Annotated in this window: 22 protein-coding genes; 21 read left to right on the top strand and 1 reads right to left on the bottom strand. The window is 70.9% G+C overall.

Annotation, left to right across the window (positions count from 1 at the left end; genetic code table 11):
• The 21 genes from IPN92_07035 to IPN92_06935 all read left to right on the top strand — a co-directional run bounded on the left by IPN92_07035 (position 1) and on the right by IPN92_06935 (position 15,389).
• The gene (locus IPN92_07035) at positions 1-576 is read left to right on the top strand and encodes a DUF3486 family protein (protein ID MBK8638043.1); all 576 of its coding nucleotides are present in this window, start codon (positions 1-3) and stop codon (positions 574-576) included.
• The gene (locus tag IPN92_07030; protein ID MBK8638042.1) at positions 533-2,083 is read left to right on the top strand and encodes a terminase; all 1,551 of its coding nucleotides are present in this window, start codon (positions 533-535) and stop codon (positions 2,081-2,083) included. Before IPN92_07035 ends, IPN92_07030 begins: the two co-directional genes overlap by 44 nt.
• Positions 2,083-3,783 carry a DUF935 family protein gene (locus IPN92_07025; protein MBK8638041.1) on the top strand — a complete coding sequence of 567 codons (1,701 nt, stop codon included), beginning with the start codon at positions 2,083-2,085 and terminating at the stop codon, positions 3,781-3,783. The genes IPN92_07030 and IPN92_07025 overlap by 1 nt, the downstream gene beginning before the upstream one ends.
• Positions 3,776-4,015 (top strand): hypothetical protein, encoded by a 240-nt coding sequence (locus IPN92_07020; protein MBK8638040.1) that lies wholly within the window; start codon positions 3,776-3,778, stop codon positions 4,013-4,015. Before IPN92_07025 ends, IPN92_07020 begins: the two co-directional genes overlap by 8 nt.
• A complete protein-coding gene (locus IPN92_07015; protein ID MBK8638039.1) occupies positions 4,008-5,252 on the top strand; it encodes a hypothetical protein in 1,245 nt (414 codons plus the stop codon). The genes IPN92_07020 and IPN92_07015 overlap by 8 nt, the downstream gene beginning before the upstream one ends.
• Before the next feature lie 170 nt (positions 5,253-5,422).
• Complete coding sequence (locus IPN92_07010) at positions 5,423-5,905, top strand: phage virion morphogenesis protein (GenBank protein ID MBK8638038.1); 483 nt, start codon at positions 5,423-5,425, stop codon at positions 5,903-5,905.
• A 230-nt stretch (positions 5,906-6,135) separates the two neighbouring features.
• Positions 6,136-7,176: a hypothetical protein gene (locus tag IPN92_07005; GenBank protein MBK8638037.1), complete on the top strand. Its 1,041-nt coding sequence runs from the start codon at positions 6,136-6,138 to the stop codon at positions 7,174-7,176.
• A 10-nt stretch (positions 7,177-7,186) separates the two neighbouring features.
• Positions 7,187-7,534 carry a DUF2190 family protein gene (locus IPN92_07000; GenBank protein ID MBK8638036.1) on the top strand — a complete coding sequence of 116 codons (348 nt, stop codon included), beginning with the start codon at positions 7,187-7,189 and terminating at the stop codon, positions 7,532-7,534.
• A gap of 14 nt (positions 7,535-7,548) precedes the next feature.
• Positions 7,549-8,490 (top strand): major capsid protein, encoded by a 942-nt coding sequence (locus tag IPN92_06995; GenBank protein MBK8638035.1) that lies wholly within the window; start codon positions 7,549-7,551, stop codon positions 8,488-8,490.
• Complete coding sequence (locus tag IPN92_06990) at positions 8,490-8,687, top strand: hypothetical protein (GenBank protein ID MBK8638034.1); 198 nt, start codon at positions 8,490-8,492, stop codon at positions 8,685-8,687. The genes IPN92_06995 and IPN92_06990 overlap by 1 nt, the downstream gene beginning before the upstream one ends.
• 4 nt (positions 8,688-8,691) lie before the next feature.
• Positions 8,692-9,204, top strand: coding sequence for a hypothetical protein (locus tag IPN92_06985; GenBank protein MBK8638033.1), 513 nt, complete (start codon positions 8,692-8,694; stop codon positions 9,202-9,204).
• Positions 9,201-10,337, top strand: a complete 1,137-nt coding sequence (locus tag IPN92_06980; GenBank protein ID MBK8638032.1) for a hypothetical protein — start codon at positions 9,201-9,203, stop codon at positions 10,335-10,337. Before IPN92_06985 ends, IPN92_06980 begins: the two co-directional genes overlap by 4 nt.
• A gap of 10 nt (positions 10,338-10,347) precedes the next feature.
• A complete protein-coding gene (locus IPN92_06975) occupies positions 10,348-10,854 on the top strand; it encodes a hypothetical protein (protein ID MBK8638031.1) in 507 nt (168 codons plus the stop codon).
• A gap of 13 nt (positions 10,855-10,867) precedes the next feature.
• Positions 10,868-11,269: a hypothetical protein gene (locus IPN92_06970; protein MBK8638030.1), complete on the top strand. Its 402-nt coding sequence runs from the start codon at positions 10,868-10,870 to the stop codon at positions 11,267-11,269.
• On the top strand, positions 11,266-11,547 hold the full coding sequence (locus IPN92_06965; protein MBK8638029.1) for a hypothetical protein: 282 nt from the start codon (positions 11,266-11,268) through the stop codon (positions 11,545-11,547). The genes IPN92_06970 and IPN92_06965 overlap by 4 nt, the downstream gene beginning before the upstream one ends.
• Positions 11,544-11,993 (top strand): DUF1320 domain-containing protein, encoded by a 450-nt coding sequence (locus IPN92_06960; GenBank protein ID MBK8638028.1) that lies wholly within the window; start codon positions 11,544-11,546, stop codon positions 11,991-11,993. Before IPN92_06965 ends, IPN92_06960 begins: the two co-directional genes overlap by 4 nt.
• A complete protein-coding gene (locus IPN92_06955) occupies positions 11,993-12,541 on the top strand; it encodes a hypothetical protein (GenBank protein MBK8638027.1) in 549 nt (182 codons plus the stop codon). Before IPN92_06960 ends, IPN92_06955 begins: the two co-directional genes overlap by 1 nt.
• Positions 12,538-12,768 (top strand): hypothetical protein, encoded by a 231-nt coding sequence (locus IPN92_06950; GenBank protein ID MBK8638026.1) that lies wholly within the window; start codon positions 12,538-12,540, stop codon positions 12,766-12,768. The genes IPN92_06955 and IPN92_06950 overlap by 4 nt, the downstream gene beginning before the upstream one ends.
• Before the next feature lie 401 nt (positions 12,769-13,169).
• Positions 13,170-14,594: a phage tail sheath subtilisin-like domain-containing protein gene (locus IPN92_06945; GenBank protein ID MBK8638025.1), complete on the top strand. Its 1,425-nt coding sequence runs from the start codon at positions 13,170-13,172 to the stop codon at positions 14,592-14,594.
• Between the two features lie 12 nt (positions 14,595-14,606).
• The gene (locus IPN92_06940) at positions 14,607-15,128 is read left to right on the top strand and encodes a phage major tail tube protein (protein MBK8638024.1); all 522 of its coding nucleotides are present in this window, start codon (positions 14,607-14,609) and stop codon (positions 15,126-15,128) included.
• Positions 15,129-15,131: 3 nt separating this feature from the next.
• Positions 15,132-15,389 (top strand): hypothetical protein, encoded by a 258-nt coding sequence (locus tag IPN92_06935; GenBank protein MBK8638023.1) that lies wholly within the window; start codon positions 15,132-15,134, stop codon positions 15,387-15,389.
• A 91-nt stretch (positions 15,390-15,480) separates the two neighbouring features.
• Here the strand turns inward: IPN92_06935 and IPN92_06930 are convergent, their stop codons facing one another.
• A complete protein-coding gene (locus IPN92_06930) occupies positions 15,481-15,744 on the bottom strand; it encodes a hypothetical protein (protein ID MBK8638022.1) in 264 nt (87 codons plus the stop codon).
• Positions 15,745-15,754: the final 10 nt, after the last annotated feature.

Raw genomic sequence — 15,754 nt, 5'->3', positions numbered from 1 at the left:
ATGCCGCGCGTACCCCTGTTCGATACCCTGCCCGCCGCGGTGCGGGACCGCTTCAACGCCGAGGCGGCGGCGCGCGGCTGGGGGGACCTGGCCGGGCTGTCGCAATGGCTGGCGGCGGAGGGCTATGGCCTCAAGAAGTCGGCCGTCGGCGAGGTGGTCAGCAAGCTGCGCGCCGAGTACGAGGGTACCCTGGCGGAGGTGCGCACCCTGGCGGAGCTGGCGCGGGTGATGGTCGGCGCCGACCCGGACGAGCAGGCCAGCCTCAATGACCTGGCCAGCCGCCTGGTGACCGATCAACTGGTGCGCACCGCCAAGGACTTGCGCCAGGCGGGGCATCTGTCGATCGAGGAGCGCATCCCGTTGCTGGCCAAGCTGGCGGCGCCCATCACCCAGGCGCAGCGCGCGGCGGTCTATTCGCGGCGCTGGTCGGCGGAGCAACAGCGCGCGGTGCAGGCGGCGGCGCGCGAGGCGGCCCTGGCGGCGGGGGTGTCGGGCGATACCGCCGACCGCATTGCCGCGGCGGTGCAGATCTATCTGCCCGACAACCAGCGCCGCGGGGCGGGCCCCGGTGGCTGAGCCCACCGTCTTCCGGGCCCAGCCGGGGCCCCAGGAGGCCTTTCTGGCCTCGCCGGCGGATATCTGTATCTATGGCGGCGCCGCCTACGGCGGCAAGACCTTTGCCCTGCTGCTGGAGGGCGCGCGCTTTTCCGGGGACCCCGACTTTGGCGGGGTCATCTTTCGCCGCACCTCGCCGCAGATTACCGCCGAGGGCGGCCTGTGGGATACCGCCGAGAAGATCTATCCCCTGCTCGGCGCCGAGGGGGTGGGCGGCAAACAGTGGCGCTTTCCGTCCGGGGCCAAGCTGAGCTTTTCGCATCTCCAGCACGAGAAGGACAAATTTTCCTGGCAGGGCGCCCAGTTGCCCCTGATCGGCCTGGACGAGCTGACCCATTTCACCGCGGGCCAGTTCTGGTACCTGGTGAGCCGCAACCGCGACCCCTCCGGGACCGTCCGGCCCTACATCCGCGCCACCACCAATCCGGACCCGGATTCCTGGGTGGCGGAGCTGATCGCCTGGTGGATCGACCCGGACAGCGGCTATGCCATCCCGGCGCGCTCCGGCGTGATGCGCTGGCTGGCGCGGGTCAACGATGTGCTGGCGTGGGCGGATAGCCGCGAGGAACTGGCGCGCGCCCACCCGGGCTGCGAGCCGCTGTCCGTGACCTTCATCGCCAGCTCCTTCAAGGACAACCCCCTGGGCCTGGCGGCCGATCCGGGCTATCTGGCCCGCCTGGGCAACCTGCCCCGGGTGGAGGCGGAACGGCTCAAGCACGGCAACTGGAAGATCCGCCCGGCGGCCGGGGACTATTTCCGCGCCAGCGATTTTCGGCTGGTGCAGCCGCCGGAGCTGCCGGGGCGGCGCATCCGCATCCGCTGCTGGGACCGCGCCGCCTCGCTGCCGTCGGAGTCCTATCCCGATCCGGACTGGACGGCGGGGGTGCTGATGAGCCTCGACCCCGCCAGCGGCGAGGTCTATCTGGAGCACATCGAGCGCTTCCGCGGCCGGCCCGGCCAGGTGCAGGGCCGCATCCTGGCGACGGCGGAGCGCGATGGCCCGGCCACGACCATCGGGCTGTTTCGCGATCCCGGCCAGGCCGGGGTGATGGAGGCGGATTATCTGGTGCGGATGCTGATCGGCTACCCGACCGTCGTCATCCCGGAGACGGCCAGCAAGGAGACCAAGGCGGCGCCCCTGTCCAGCTATAGCCAGGGCGCCGGCGAGGGCCAGGGCCATGTGGCCATGGTGGTGGGGCCCTGGAACGCGGCCTGGCTGGCGGAGGCCGAGAATTTTCCCAAATCCGCCCACGATGACCAGGTGGACGCCGCCAGCGGCGCCTTCGGCTGGCTGGTGGGGCAGTTGCGGCTGGGGCCCATCGACTGCGTCAGCGCGGGCCCGAGCGCCCTGGCGGGGGCGCTGGACGGCGCCCACTGGGGCGGCGGCGGGGGCGGGGCGACCCTCACCCGCCATGGGTGGGGGAGCGTGGGCGGACTGGGGGCCATGACCTGGCCCGGGAGCGATTGATGAACCCGACTCAAAGCGGGGGCTGGGTGACCGGCCCCGGGGGGGTGTGGCGGCCCGCCGCGCACTACGCGGAGGGCGGCGCGGTGCCGCGCGGGGAGGTGGCGACCACGCGCGATGGCCGCGATATCACCCGCGGCTACGTGGAGGGTCTGCCGCTGCTGCCCCCCCAGGATTATCTGCTGCTGGGCCAGGCCGGCGGGGATTATCAGGTTTACGAGAAGATCCAGAGCGATCCCCAGGTGCAGACCGGGCTCACCCAGCGCAAGAAGGCGCTGGTGGCGCGCGAGTGGGAGGTCCTGCCCGGCCAGCGCCGCGGCCAGTACAGCAAGGCGCGGGCCCGGCAGGCGGCGGAGAGCCTGCGGGCCATGCTGGAGGACCTGGGGGGCGAGGTCGATACCGAGGACGGCGAGCAGGCGCAGCCGCTGCCGGGCTGGGACGCGGTCAGCGAGTGCATGTTGCACGGTATCTTTCCCGGCTTTGGGGTCGCCGAGTGCCTGTGGCAGCGCGATGGGCGGGAGGTGGTCCTCGACCGGGTGCAGGTGCGCAAGGCGCGGCGCTTTGCGTTTGCCCCCAGCGGCGCCCTGCGCCTGCTGACCACGGCCCACCCCCTGGGCGAGCCCCTGCCGCGGCGCAAGTTCTGGACCTATACCGCCAACAACGACAGTACCGACGATCCCTATGGCCTGGGCCTGGCCCATTGGCTGTATTGGCCGGTGTACTTCAAGCGCGCCGATATCCGGCTGTGGTTGCTGTTCCTGGAGAAGTTCGGCATGCCGACGGTGGTGGGGGAGTACCCGGTGGGCACCCCCGACGCCGAGCGCGCCAAGCTGCTGGAGGCGACCCGCGCCATCCGCGCCGACAGTGGCCTCATCATCCCCCAGGGCATGGTGCTGAATCTGCTGGAGGCCGCCCGCGGCGGCACCGCCGACTATGCCGCCGTCCACGCCATCATGGACGCCGCCATCAGCAAGGTGCTGGTGGGGCACAGCGCGGCGGCGGACAGTACCCCGGGGCGGTTGGGCGGGGAGGATCGCTCCAAGGACGTGGCGACGGCCATCACCAAGGCCGACGCCGATCTGGTGTGTGGCAGCTTTAACGTCGGCCCGGCGCGCTGGCTCACGGACTGGAACTTCGGCGACGTGCCGGCCCCCAAGGTGTGGCGGCGGGTCGAGGACGAGCAGGATCTCAAGCCGTTGGCCGAGCGCGATCGCATCATCATGGACCTGGCCGCGGGCCTCGGCCAGCGCCTGACCGTGGCCTACCTGACCACCACCTATGGGGTGGAGCTGGAGCCGCTGCCGCCGGTGGCGCCGGTGGTGGCCCAGGACGGGGGCGGGGACGCGAGCGAAGACGAGGGCGAGGGCGCGGACGAGCCCGCGGACGAGACCCCGGACGCCGCGGATCACCGCGAGGCCGTCCCCGCCGCCACGCCGGACTGGGCCGAGACCCAGGTCGCGGCGCTGGGGCGGGCGGCGGCGCCGGTCCTGGACGACTGGCTGGCGCGGGTGCGGCGCGATCTGGACGCCTATATCAGCGCGGGGCGCACCCCGGCGGACTTCGCCGCCCACCTCTTGACCCTCTACCCGGCGCTGCCGGGGGACGACCTGGCCAATATCATGGGCGAGGCCCTGGCCGCCGCCGATCTGGCGGGGCGCTATGCGGTGACGGTGGAGGATGCGGGGGCGCCCGGCCATGACTAACCGCCCCGCGGGCCTGATCGATGCCTCACCTTGGGCGGGGGGCGCCCCTAAGCCGGGCTTAAACCGCCAGGAACGGCCCCTTAATCCGCCGCGCGACAGCGACCCCTGCCAGGGGTGCCGCCATCTCTTTACCCGCTACATCGATAGCGGCCCCGGCCGGCCCGAGTGCGCCCAGCGCGTGGACTACGGGCAGCCCGGCTGCATCCGCACCCCCGGCCGCCCCCATGCCTGACCCGGCGCTGGCGGCCTATGGCAGTCTGCCCTTCGCCGAGCAGATCGCCTTCTTCAAGGCCAAGGTGGAGCTGCCCAGCGAACGCTGGACCGACCTGTGGCAGGCGGCCCATGACCGCGCCTTCGTGGTGGCGGGGGCGCTGAAGGCGGATCTGCTGGCGGACTTGCGGGCCGCCGTGCTCCAGGGCGTGGCGGCGGGCGGGACCCTGGCGGAGTTTCGCCGCGACTTCGAGGCGCTGGTCGAGAAGCACGGCTGGACCGGCTGGACCGGCGCGGACAGCGCGGGGGGCCATGCCTGGCGGACGCGGGTCATTTATGGCACCAATCTGCGCACCAGCCACGCCGCCGGGCGCTATGCCCAGGCCCAGGCCATCGCCGGGCGCCGGCCTTATTGGCGCTATCGCCACAATGACACGGTGACCCACCCGCGCCTGCTGCATAAAAGCTGGGACGGGCTGGTGCTGCGCCACGATGACCCCTGGTGGCGGAGCCACTGGCCGCCGAACGGCTGGGGCTGCCGCTGCCGCATCGAGACCCTGGCCGACCGTGACCTGGCACGCCTGGGCAAGGACGGCCCGGATCAGGCGCCGGACGATGGCACCTATGACTGGGTCGATAAGCGCACCGGCGAGGTGTATCGGGACATCCCCCAGGGCATCGACCCCGGTTGGGATTATGCGCCGGGGGCGACCTGGCACCCGGATCTGGATAAGTATCCCTACGAGCTGGCGCGCGAGCTGGTCGCGGCCAACCTGCGGGATGGGGTGTTCGCGCGCTGGCAGGCGTTCATCGCCGCGCGCGTGGCGGAGGCGTTGGCGAGGCCGGAATATGCGGGGCGCGACGGGCGCGCGGTGTCCACCGCGATCCGCGAGCGCCTGGCGCGCGGCGAGCAGTACGCGGTCGGCGTGCTGGATGCGCGCGCGCAAGCCCGCTTGGACGCGACCTCGCAAGCCGTCTGGCTATCGGATGACACCCTCATCAAGCAAGCGCTGCATCACGCCGCCGACGAACTGCCAGCGGCGGGCTATCCGCGGCTGCAAGCGATCATCGACGCCGCGCAATACGTCGGCCAGGAAGGTGACACCCGGTTGGTGTTCTTTCAGCAGGACGGCGATTGGGCGGTGGCTGTCATCAAGCGCACCCGCGACGGGCGCGAGAATTACCTGATGTCGATCCGTAAGGGCAGCCAGGAGGAAGTGGATCGCAAGCGGCGCGCCGGAAGGATTGCGCCATGGTGAAGGGGTACACCCGGAGAACCCCGCGGCCCTGGTCCGGTCGGCTCGCATCTCGACCGTTGCACCCCGTCCAGTCCGGGTGCTGGACACCCTGCCGTATTGACCGTCAGGGCGGCTATCGCGGCGAGAATTTATCAACTAGGGCTTACCAAGAGCATAGCACATCCTGACCCATGGCCGGCGCCAACCTCCCCATCACCGTCACGATCGATGACCGCGAGGTGCGCGGCACGCTCGAACTCCTGGCGCGGCGGGCCGGGCACCTGGCCCCGGCCCTGGCGGAGATCGGCGAGGTGCTGGTCCAGAGTACCCAGGACCGCTTCGCCAGCGAGTCGGGCCCGGACGGCCAGCGCTGGGCGGAGAACACCCCCACCACCCGGGCGCGCAAGCGTAACCGCCACATCCTGACCGAGGGGGGCTATCTGGGGGATCTCATCCATCCCCAACTACTGGACGGCGGGCGGGGGCTGGCGGTGGGGTCCGATCGCAAATACGCGGCCGTCCAGCAGTTCGGCCAGCCCAAGGGTGCCAGCGGCACCAACCGGCGCGGGGCGCCTATCCCTTGGGGCGATATCCAGCCCCGGCCGTTTCTGGGGCTCTCGGACGACGACCGCGACCGGGTGCTGGAAATCCTGGCGGACTACCTGGCGCCGTGAGGCGTCAAGGGGTTGCGCAAGCGTTGCGCAACTAGCTAGAAGCGCGCGGCGGGCGCCGGGAATAGTCGGATGGCGCCTCGCTCGGTGGCGGGCTCCTGGGGCCGCTCAGGGGCTCGCGCGGCGCGAGATCCCCAAATGCGACAAATCGACGCATTTGGGGTTGCGCCCCGGGTGCGGGGGTGCGGGGCCGCGCCGCGCCATGCCGCCCGCCGGGGCGCACCCTAGCCCCCATGACAGACGCTCTCCCCCTCGCCCCCCCCGCCACCATCCAGTTGCTGCGCGCCGGGCGCCATATCGCCAGCGATGGCCGCGGCCGCGACTATCCGGCCGCGGAGCTGGCGGATATGTGCGCCGTCTATGACCCGGACCTCTACCAGGCGCCGATTGTGGTCGGGCATCCGACCCACGACGCCCCGGCCTACGGCTGGCTGGCGGCGCTGCGCTACGACCCGGTGGCCCAGGCGGTGGAGGGGGTGCCGGCGGAGATCGACCCGGACTTCGCCGCCGCGCACCGCGCCGGGCGCCTGCGCTATCACTCGATTTCCCTGTACCTGCCGGATTCCGCCGCCAATCCCAAGCCGGGGCATCTGTACCCGCGCCATCTGGGCTTTCTCGGCGCCACCCCGCCGGCCATCAAGGGGCTGCGCCGGGCGAGCTTCGCCGCGGCCGACCCCGACACCCTGACCCTCACCTTTACCGAGTCCCCGGGAGCCCCCATGCCTGATCCGACGACCCCGACCCCGCGGTTGCCCGCAACCGCCGCGGACCCTGATCTGACGGCGCAGTTCGCCGAGCGCGAGGCGCACCTGAGCGCCCGCGAGCGGGAGCTGGAGGCGCGCGCCGCCACCCTGGCCCAGGCCGAGGCGGACCGCGCCCGCGCCGCCTGCGTCAGCTTTGCCGAGGCACTGGTCGCCCAGGGCCGGCTATTGCCCCGCGACAGCGCCTCGGTGGCGACCCTGCTGGCGAGCCTGTCGCCGGACGCGCCCGCCCAGGTCGACTTTGCCGAGCCCGTGACCGACGACGCCCCGCCCCAGGCGCAAACGGCCGTGGCCTGGCTGCGGGCCTTCCTGGGCCGCTTGCCGGTGCAGGTCGATTACCGCGAGCACGCCGGGGCCCCGGCGGGCGCGGGGCCCGCCCCTGTCAATTTCAGCGCCCCCGCCGGTTATCAGGCCGACCCCGTGGGCACCGCCCTGCTGGCCAAGGCCAAGGCCCACCAGGACCAGCACCCCGAGTTAACCCTCGCCGCGGCGATCGCCGCCGTGAGCCAGTGAGGACCACCCCATGAGCCAGCAATCCCTGTCCCTGCTAACCCTGACCTTGACCCTCTCCGGCACCGTCACCCCGCGGCGCTTTGTCACCTCCACCGGGGCCCAGACCGGGGCCGACGGCAACGCCATCGGCGTCGCCCGCCTCGGGGGCGTGTCCGGCGACAAGGTCCCGGTCGATGTCTTGGGTACCGCCGTCGTCGAGGCCGGCGCCGCCATTGCCGTCGGCGCCACCCTCAAGGCCGACGCCTCGGGCCGCGCCATTACCTGGGTGACCGCCGGTGGCCGCCTGGGCGTCGCCCTCGAAGCGGCCGCCGCCGCGGGCGATCTCATCGAATGCCTGCTTCTCGATAACGCCGCTTAATTTAGGAGAGCCCCATGCCTCAAATGTCCCTGTCCACGGCGCGCGTCGTCGATCCGGTCCTGACAACCATCGCCCGCGGCTACAAAAACGCCGACATGGTCGGCCCGGCCCTGTTCCCGACGGTCCCCGTCGTCCAACGCGGCGGCAAGATCATCCAGTTCTCGAAAGAGGCGTTTCGCACCTACAACACCGGCCGCGTGCCGGGCAGTGCCACCAAGCGCGTGCAGTTCGGCTATGCCAGCACCTCCTACGCCCTGGAGTCCCATAGCCTGGAAGGCGTGGTGCCGTTCGAGTTGATGGAAGACGTCGCCGTGGCGCCCGGCATCGATCTCGGTGCCGCCTCGATCGCCACCGTCCAGGACATCATTGCCCTGCGGCTGGAAAAGGCCCAGGCCACCCTGGCCACCACGGCGGGCAGTTACGCCGCGGCCAACAAAACCACCCTCTCCGGCACCAGTCAATGGTCCGACTACTCCGGCACCAGCGACCCGGCCAAGGATGTCGAGACCGCCAAGGAGGCCGTCCGCGCCGCCATTGGCCGCCGGCCCAACACCGTGGTGATGGGCGCCGTGGTCTGGAGCAAGTTGGTCCAGCATCCCAAGGTCCTCGACCGCATCAAATACACCGGCCGCGACCGCGCCACCACCGACTTGATCGCCGCCTTGTTCGGTGTCAGTCAGGTCCTGATCGGCGACGCCGTCGCCGCGACCGATGCCGATGTCATCAGCGATGTCTGGGGCAAGTTCGTGGTCGTTGCCTTCACCGAATTGGGCAGCGTCCGCGATCGGGGCCGCCCGAGCTATGGCTACACCTACCAGCTCAACAATTACCCCATCGTCGAACAGCCCTATCAGGACCGCAACGCCAAGAGCTGGATCTATCCGGTGACCGACGAGGTGGCCCCGGTGCTGGCCGGCGCCGAGGCGGGGTATCTGATCTCGGCGGCCGTCGCCTGATGACGGCGCTCTACCGGGTGCTGGAGCCGCTGCGCCATGACGGCGTGGACTATGCCCCGGAGGGCGTGGTGACCCTGGACACCCCGACGGCGGCGCCCCTGGTGCTCGCCGGGGTGGTGGCGGTGCTGCCCGCGGTCGAGCGTCCCACCCGCGGCCAGGGGGCCGCTGGCCGCCGCGCGGCGCCGGCGCCGGGCTAACGCCATGACGCAGGTCCGCATTCCCGCCCCCAGCAGCCAGTACAGCGCCCTGGCGCCGACGACGGTGTCGGTGCGGCTGGTGACCGCCGATGGCCGCCCGGTGCTGGGGTGGTCGGGCAGTCGCCTGGTGGCGGAATGCGCGGACCTGCCCCTGGACACGGATCGCCTCCTGACCCTGGTCCCCCAGTCCGCCATTGCCCTGGCCACCGGCGCGGCGACCTGGTACGCCATCACCATCAAGACGCGGGTGCGCAGCGAGGACTATCTGGTCCAGGTGCCGGATACCGCGGTGGTGGTGGACCTGGCCGACCTGGTGGCCGCCGAGTTGATCCCCCCCGCGGAGCTGTTGGCGGAGCTGCTGGTCCCCTATCTGGAGGCCCGCGATGCGGCCGTGGCGGCGGCGGCCGAGACCGCGGCCCTGCTGACCGCTACCCAGGAGCGCCTGCTGCCCGATCCGGCCACGCTCCCCGACGGCGCCATGGTCCAAGTCATCAACGGTCAATGGGTATTGCTATGAGCCACCGCCGCGCCGCCCTCGCCCTGCTGCTCCTGCTGCTCTCGCCGAGCCTGCTGGCGGAGCCCCAGGTGCTGCAAAAGCGCCCGGGGACCCCGGGGGCGAGCTGGGACAGCCTCGATTTCGCGGATCTCACCGCCCGGCCGACCACCCTGGACGGCTACGGCATCACCGATGCGCTGCAGGGCGAGCGGCCCGTGGTGCAGACCCTGCTGTATCTGAGCGATACCGCCCTGGTCGCCCCCCAGGACGCCACCCTGTTTTATCCCAGTTATGGCGACCTGGCGGGCATGGTCTGCGATGTCATGACCGCGCCGGTGGGGGCGGACATCACCCTGGACCTGCGGGTGGGGGAGCCCCTGGCCTCGGTCTATGCGCCCGGCACCGCGCCGCGCATCGTCGCGGGGGATACCACCACCCTGACCGGTACCCCCGAGATGCTGGCGGCGCCGGTGGCCCTGGCGCCGCGCACCAAGGTGCAGGTGCGGGTGCTCAGTGCCCCGGACCAAAATCTCGACGGCACCGTGGGCCTGGTCGCCGATCTGTCGCTGATGGCTCCGGCCGGGATGCGCGTGCTGGTGTTGGCCGACGGCCACGTCTGGACCCGCGCCCCTTACGACGTTGTGGCATGGACCGATACCGGCCTGCCCGCGGGCGGGGAGTGGCTGGGCGCGGTGGCCACGGTCGCAGCGTTACCGACCGCCACCGCCAGCGCCAGTGCCATCTGGCTGGTGACCGACACCGCCCGGTTGTGGCAGATGACCAGCCAGGTCGACGGCCATGTCGCCGATCAGGCCAGTCTGCCCGCCGCCGATAGCGTGGCCAGTGGCGCCATCTATGTCACCACCGACCTCAGCCAGTCCTGGCAGTCGGATGGCGTGGCCACCTGGACCCTGGTCGGTGCCGCCTGGGCGGATCGGGGGCAGGTCTACCTGCCGGACACCGCCTTTACCGCCATCGCCACCAGTGTCGACCTACCCACCGCCGCCTTGTCTGGCGGCTGGTATCTGGCCCTGGATACCGGCTATTTGTGGCGCAACGACGCCCAGCCCTGGCTGGACAGCGGCCTGCTGACCACCTTCGCCGGCGCCGGGCTGCGCTGCGGCCTCTACATTTACCCCAAGGTTGCCCCCTAGGAGCCCGCTGATGGACCTCTACCCCCTGCCCCCGGAACTGCGCCCCGCGCCCCTGCCGCCCGGTAGCCCGGAGCGGCGCGACTACTGGACGGCCCTGGCCGCCGAGGGCCAGGTCGAGTTGCGCCACGAGCCGCCCACGGGGGCCACCCTGGGCTATGCCGCGCCGGTCTTCGAGACCCGCGACGGGCGCCTGGTGGCCATCGCCAAGGCCCTGGGGACTCCGGCGGAGCGCGCCGCCGAGACCCAGCGTCAGTGGCGGGAGCAGACCACGATCAGCCCCTTTCAGGCCCGCGCCGCTCTGGCCCAGGCCGGGCTGCTGGAGCAGGTCGAGGCCCTGATGGCCGATCCCGCCACCCCGGCCCTGGCGCGGCTGGCCTGGCAACACGCCCAAGAATTCCGCCGTAATTCGCCCACCCTGCTGGCCCTGACCAACCCTGATGGCCCGGCCGGCGCACTGGGGTTGGACGAGGCCGCACTCGATGCCCTGTTCGATGCTGCCGCCAGCATCGTCGCCTGACCTGGAGACCGCCATGACGCCCCTGAATCGTGCTCGCTGGCTGTACCGCCTGGCCATCTGGCTGACGTGGATCCTGGCCACCCTGGCGGTCTACCTGGTGTTTACCATGTCCCGGCCTGCGTCCGCCGCCGCCGTCCCGGACGGCCCGGAGTGGGTGTCCCTCGGCCCCGATGACCGCGAGCTATCCTGGCCCGTCCCCCCGGGTGGCGAGCTGCTGCGCATTTGCGAATGCGGTAACACCGCCCACGGCGAGCGGCTCTGCCATTGCACCCAGCCCGCCGCGACCGTGGCGGAGACGCTGCGCCAGCCCATCTTCCTGGATATCCAAAGCCTGCGTAACCGCCCCGCCTCCGCCCCTGTCCCCCGGCCCCGCCTGCGCTATGCCGGCCAGCCCCCAGGCCACGCCCAGCCGTGATGGCCCGCCCCGCCCCGGTCCCGCGCATCCCCGGCCAGACCGGCGCTACGCCGCGCGTCCCCCATCCCGTGATGGATCGCCTGCGCCTGGCCACCGGCCTGACCGACCGCCAACTGGCCCTGCGGCTGGGGCTGGGCGTCAAGGCGCCCTATGACTGCCGGCGGTCTGGCGCCATCCCCTATGGCCACATCATCGCCGCGGTGCGCGCACGGGTGCTAGACGTCGATCTGCATTGGATTTTCACCGGCCAGGCTACCCATCCCGAGGCGCCGGCATGAGCTATACCGCCAACGAGGATCTCCTCAGCCTCATGCCGGAGCGCACCCTGCTCCAGCTCTCCGCCGATGACCCGCTGGCGGGCGTACCGGACTGGGACGTTATCGCCGAGGCCCGCGCCTATGCCGATGCCCAGGTGGATGCCCGGCTGCGCCAGCGCTACGCCCTGCCCCTGGCCAGCGTGCCGCGCGAGCTGCGCGACTGGGCGCTGGCCCTGGCGCGGCGCTGGCTGTACGAACGCCGCCTGGATGGCCTGGAGCTGCCCCCCGGGGTGGTAGCGGCCGCCAAAGAGGCCCTAGCGGCCCTGGACGCGGTGCGCGACGGCCGGATGAGCCTGGCGCTGACCCCCACCGGGGGCGGCGCCGAGACCCTGGCCCCCGAGGCGGGGCGGGTGACCGTCAGCGCCCCGGAACGCCTGTTCAGCGATGACCTGATGAGCCGCTATTGATGGCCGCGCCGACCCTGGAGCTACTCGACGGGGTGGTGGCACGCCTGACGGAGCGCTTGCCGGGCCTGGCGGTGGCCCTGGTGCCGGAGAGCGACACGGCGCCGCGCCTGCTGCACCCGGCGGGGGCGGTGCTGGTCAGTTACGGCGCCGCGCGCTTCGGCCAGCCGGGCAGCCAGGGTGGCCCCTGGCGCGATAGCAGCGCGGTGGCGCAGCGGCGCGAGGTGCTGGTGTCGCTGCTGGTCCAGGCGCGTCAGTTGCACGGCGCGACCGGGGCGGTGGCGGTGCTGGACCAGGTGCGCGCCGCCCTGCTGGGCTGGCGTCCGCCCCATGGCGGGCCGCTGCGCGGCGAGGCCGAGCGCCTGCTGAATGCCGAGGATGGCCTCTGGAGTTACGGGGTTACCTATGTCACCGACACCCTGGCGGTGGTCGATGACGAGATCGAGACCGGGCCGCCGCTGGTGCGCCTGACGACCCTCGACGATGCCGCCACTTCTGTCACGATCACCCGGGCCGCCGATGGCTCGGTCACCACGGAGCAATCGGAATGAGTCAGTTTATCTATCAGGGGCCGGTGGCCAGTGTCTCCCTCAACCGGGGCGAGGCGGGGCCGCTGGACCTGCAATTCCATCCGGGCGGCCTGGTCGAGGCCCCGGCGGACAATGAGTACATCGCGCAACTGGTGCGCACCGGGCGCCTGACGCCGGTGCCCGAGGCCGACCCGGCCCCGGTGGCGCGCCCCCCCAAAACCAAGACCGCGACCGGGAGTGACGCATGAGCGCGAACTTTTTGCATGGCGTCGAGACCATTGAACTCGACATCGGCCCGCGCCCGATTCGCGGCGTCAAGACGGCGGTGATCGGCCTGATCGGCACGGCGCCGCTGCTGGACGTGGCGAGCGCGGACCGCACCCTCAACACCTTTCAGTTGGTGACCAACGACCGCGACGCGGTGAAGTATTTCGGCCAGGATCGCAGCGGCTTCAGCATCCCCTGGGCGCTGGATGCCATCTTCGATCAGGGCAATGGCCCCATCTGCCTGGTGGTCAACGTGCTGGACCCGGCCACGGACGTGACGGCGGTCAGCAACGAGGGGCTGACGCTCAACGCCACGACACTGGTGGGCCAACTGGCGCATCCCCAGGTGTCGAGCGTGGTGGTCAAGGACAGCACCAATAGCGTGACGCGCCTGGCGGCGCCGGTGGTGGCCACCGGCGCCCTGTCCAGTACCGGGACGGCGCCGACCGCCAACGATACCGTCATCATCGCCGGCCGCACCTACACCGCCAAGACCGCCCTGACCGGGGTGGCCAACGAGGTGTTGATCGGCGGTACCGCCACCGCCTTCCTGGATAACCTCAAGGCGGCCATCAATGGCGCGGCCGGGGCCGGGACCACCTATGGCCTGGCGACGGTGCCCCATGCCGACGTGACCGCCGGCACCAAGACGGCGACCAACCTCCAGGTGTCCGCCAAGGTGGGCGGCACGGCGGGCAACGCCCTCGCCACCACCGAGGTGGCGGTGACGCTGGTCTGGGGCGCGGCGACCCTGACCGGGGGCGCGGCGGGGGATTACACCCTGGATGCCGGCGCCGGCACCCTGACCAAGGTCAGCGGCGGCAATCTGGCGACGGGCGATCTGGTGTCCTACAACTGGCTGGACCCGAGCAAGGCCATCGGCACGGATATCATTGGCGGGGTGGATGGCAGCGGCAACCGCACGGGCATGCAGGCGCTGCTGGATACCTATCAGGCGCTGGGCTTCTATCCCAAGCTGCTGATCGCCCCTGGCTTCTCGACGGCCAACGCGGTGGCGACGGAGTTGCAGGTACTGGCCACCAAGCTGCGGGCCATGGCCCTCATCGATGCGCCGGTGGGTACCACGGTGCAGCAGGCCATCGCCGGGCGCGGCCCGAGCGGGGCCATCAACTTCAACTACTCCGGGCAGCGCATGGTGCTGTGTTATCCGCACGTCAAGAAGTACGACGCGGTGACGGCGACGGAGCTGCTGCGGCCGCTGAGCCCCTTCCTGGCCGGGCGCTTTGGGGCCACGGATCAGGAGAAGGGTTACTGGTGGAGTGCCTCCAACCAGGAGATCCTGGGCATCACCGGGGTGGAGATCAAGCTGACCAGCATGATCAACGATGCCACCACCGAGACCAACCTGCTCAACGAGGCCGGGATCGTGACGCTGTTCAACAGCTTTGGCACCGGCATCCGTACCTGGGGCAACCGCTCGGCGGCCTGGCCGACGGTGACCCACCCGCGCAACTTCATCAACGTGCGGCGTACCGCCGATGTCATCCACGAGAGCATCGAGTATTCGATGCTGCAATTCCTGGATCAGCCGATCTCGGATGCGCTGATCGATGCCATCACCGAGAGCGTCAACATGTTCCTGCGCACCCTCATCATGCGCGGCGCCCTGATCGACGGTAAGTGCTTCTGGGATAAGACCAAGAATCCCTATACCGAGATCGCCCTGGGGCATCTGACCTTTGACGTGCAGTTCATGCCGCCGCCGCCCTTGGAGCGCATCAGCTTCGAGTCCTTTATCGACATCCAGATGCTCAAGACGCTGACCGGCGTCGTGGGCGCGGCGTAACGGGAGCCCCTCATGGCCAAAATTGACATCAACCGCGTCACCAACGCCAACGTCTATCTGGACGGGACCTCCTTTCTCGGCCGCGCCGAGGAGGTGGATCTGCCCAACATCAAGCACAAGATGAGCCAGCACAAGGCCTTGGGCATGGTCGGGACCATCGAATCCTGGTCGGGCATCGAGAAGATGGAGGCCAAGTTCAAGTGGTCCAGCTTCTACAAGGAGGTGCTGGCCAAGGCCGCGGACCCCTTCAAGGCGGTGTCGGTGCAGGTGCGCTCCAGCCTGGAGACCTACTCCAGCGCCGGGCGCATCGCCGAGGTGCCGGTGGTGGTGTTCCTGACCGGCCAGTTCGACTCCATCCCGGCCGGCAACTACAAGCAGCACGACAACGTGGAGATCACCAACGGCATGACGGTGAGCTACTGCAAGGTGGTGGTGGACGGGGTGGATGTGGTCGAGTTCGACGCCTTCGCCAACATCTACAAGGTCAAGGGCCAGGATCTGCTGTCCACCTATCGCGCCAACATCGGGGGCTAAGCCATGTCCGACCTGACCTTGAGTGATGGCCGCCTGGCCAGCCTGCGGGAGGCCAAGGGCCGCGACCTGATCGCGGCGAGCCGCCTGACGGACGATGTCAACGCCCTGGCCCTGGCCCTGGCCGCCCAGGTGCTGACGGTGGCCGGGGAGCCGGTGCTCTACGAGGAGCTGCTCGACTGGCCGCTGCGCGACGTGGTGGCGGTGCAGACCGCCATCGCCGGCCAGATGGGGGCGCTCCCTACCCCGGCGCCAGGGCGGTGATGCACCTGGCGCACATGACCGGCTGGGGCCATGGCGAACTGATGGCGATGCCGGCGGGGGAGCTGGCCTGCTGGTGCCAGGAGGCCCTGGCCTACGCGTCGGCGACGGCGCCGGAGGAATAAGCCCCCATGGCCGACATGAAGCTGCAGGTCATCCTGGCCCTGCGCGACCAGTTGTCGGCGGGGCTGGAGGGGGTGCGCCGGCGCCTGGAGGGGGTGGCGCGGGCCGGCCAGTCCATGCAGATCGCCGGGGCCAAGATGATGGCCGGGGGGGCGGCGGGCCTGGCGGCGATGAAGGGGCCGGTAGACGCCTTTGCCCAGGCGGAGGACGCGGCGACGCAGCTCAAGGTGGCCATGATGGGCGCC

Source organism: Chromatiaceae bacterium (genome assembly GCA_016714645.1).
GTDB lineage: Bacteria > Pseudomonadota > Gammaproteobacteria > Chromatiales > Chromatiaceae > M0108.
This window is presented reverse-complemented; position numbering and strand designations above follow the sequence as displayed.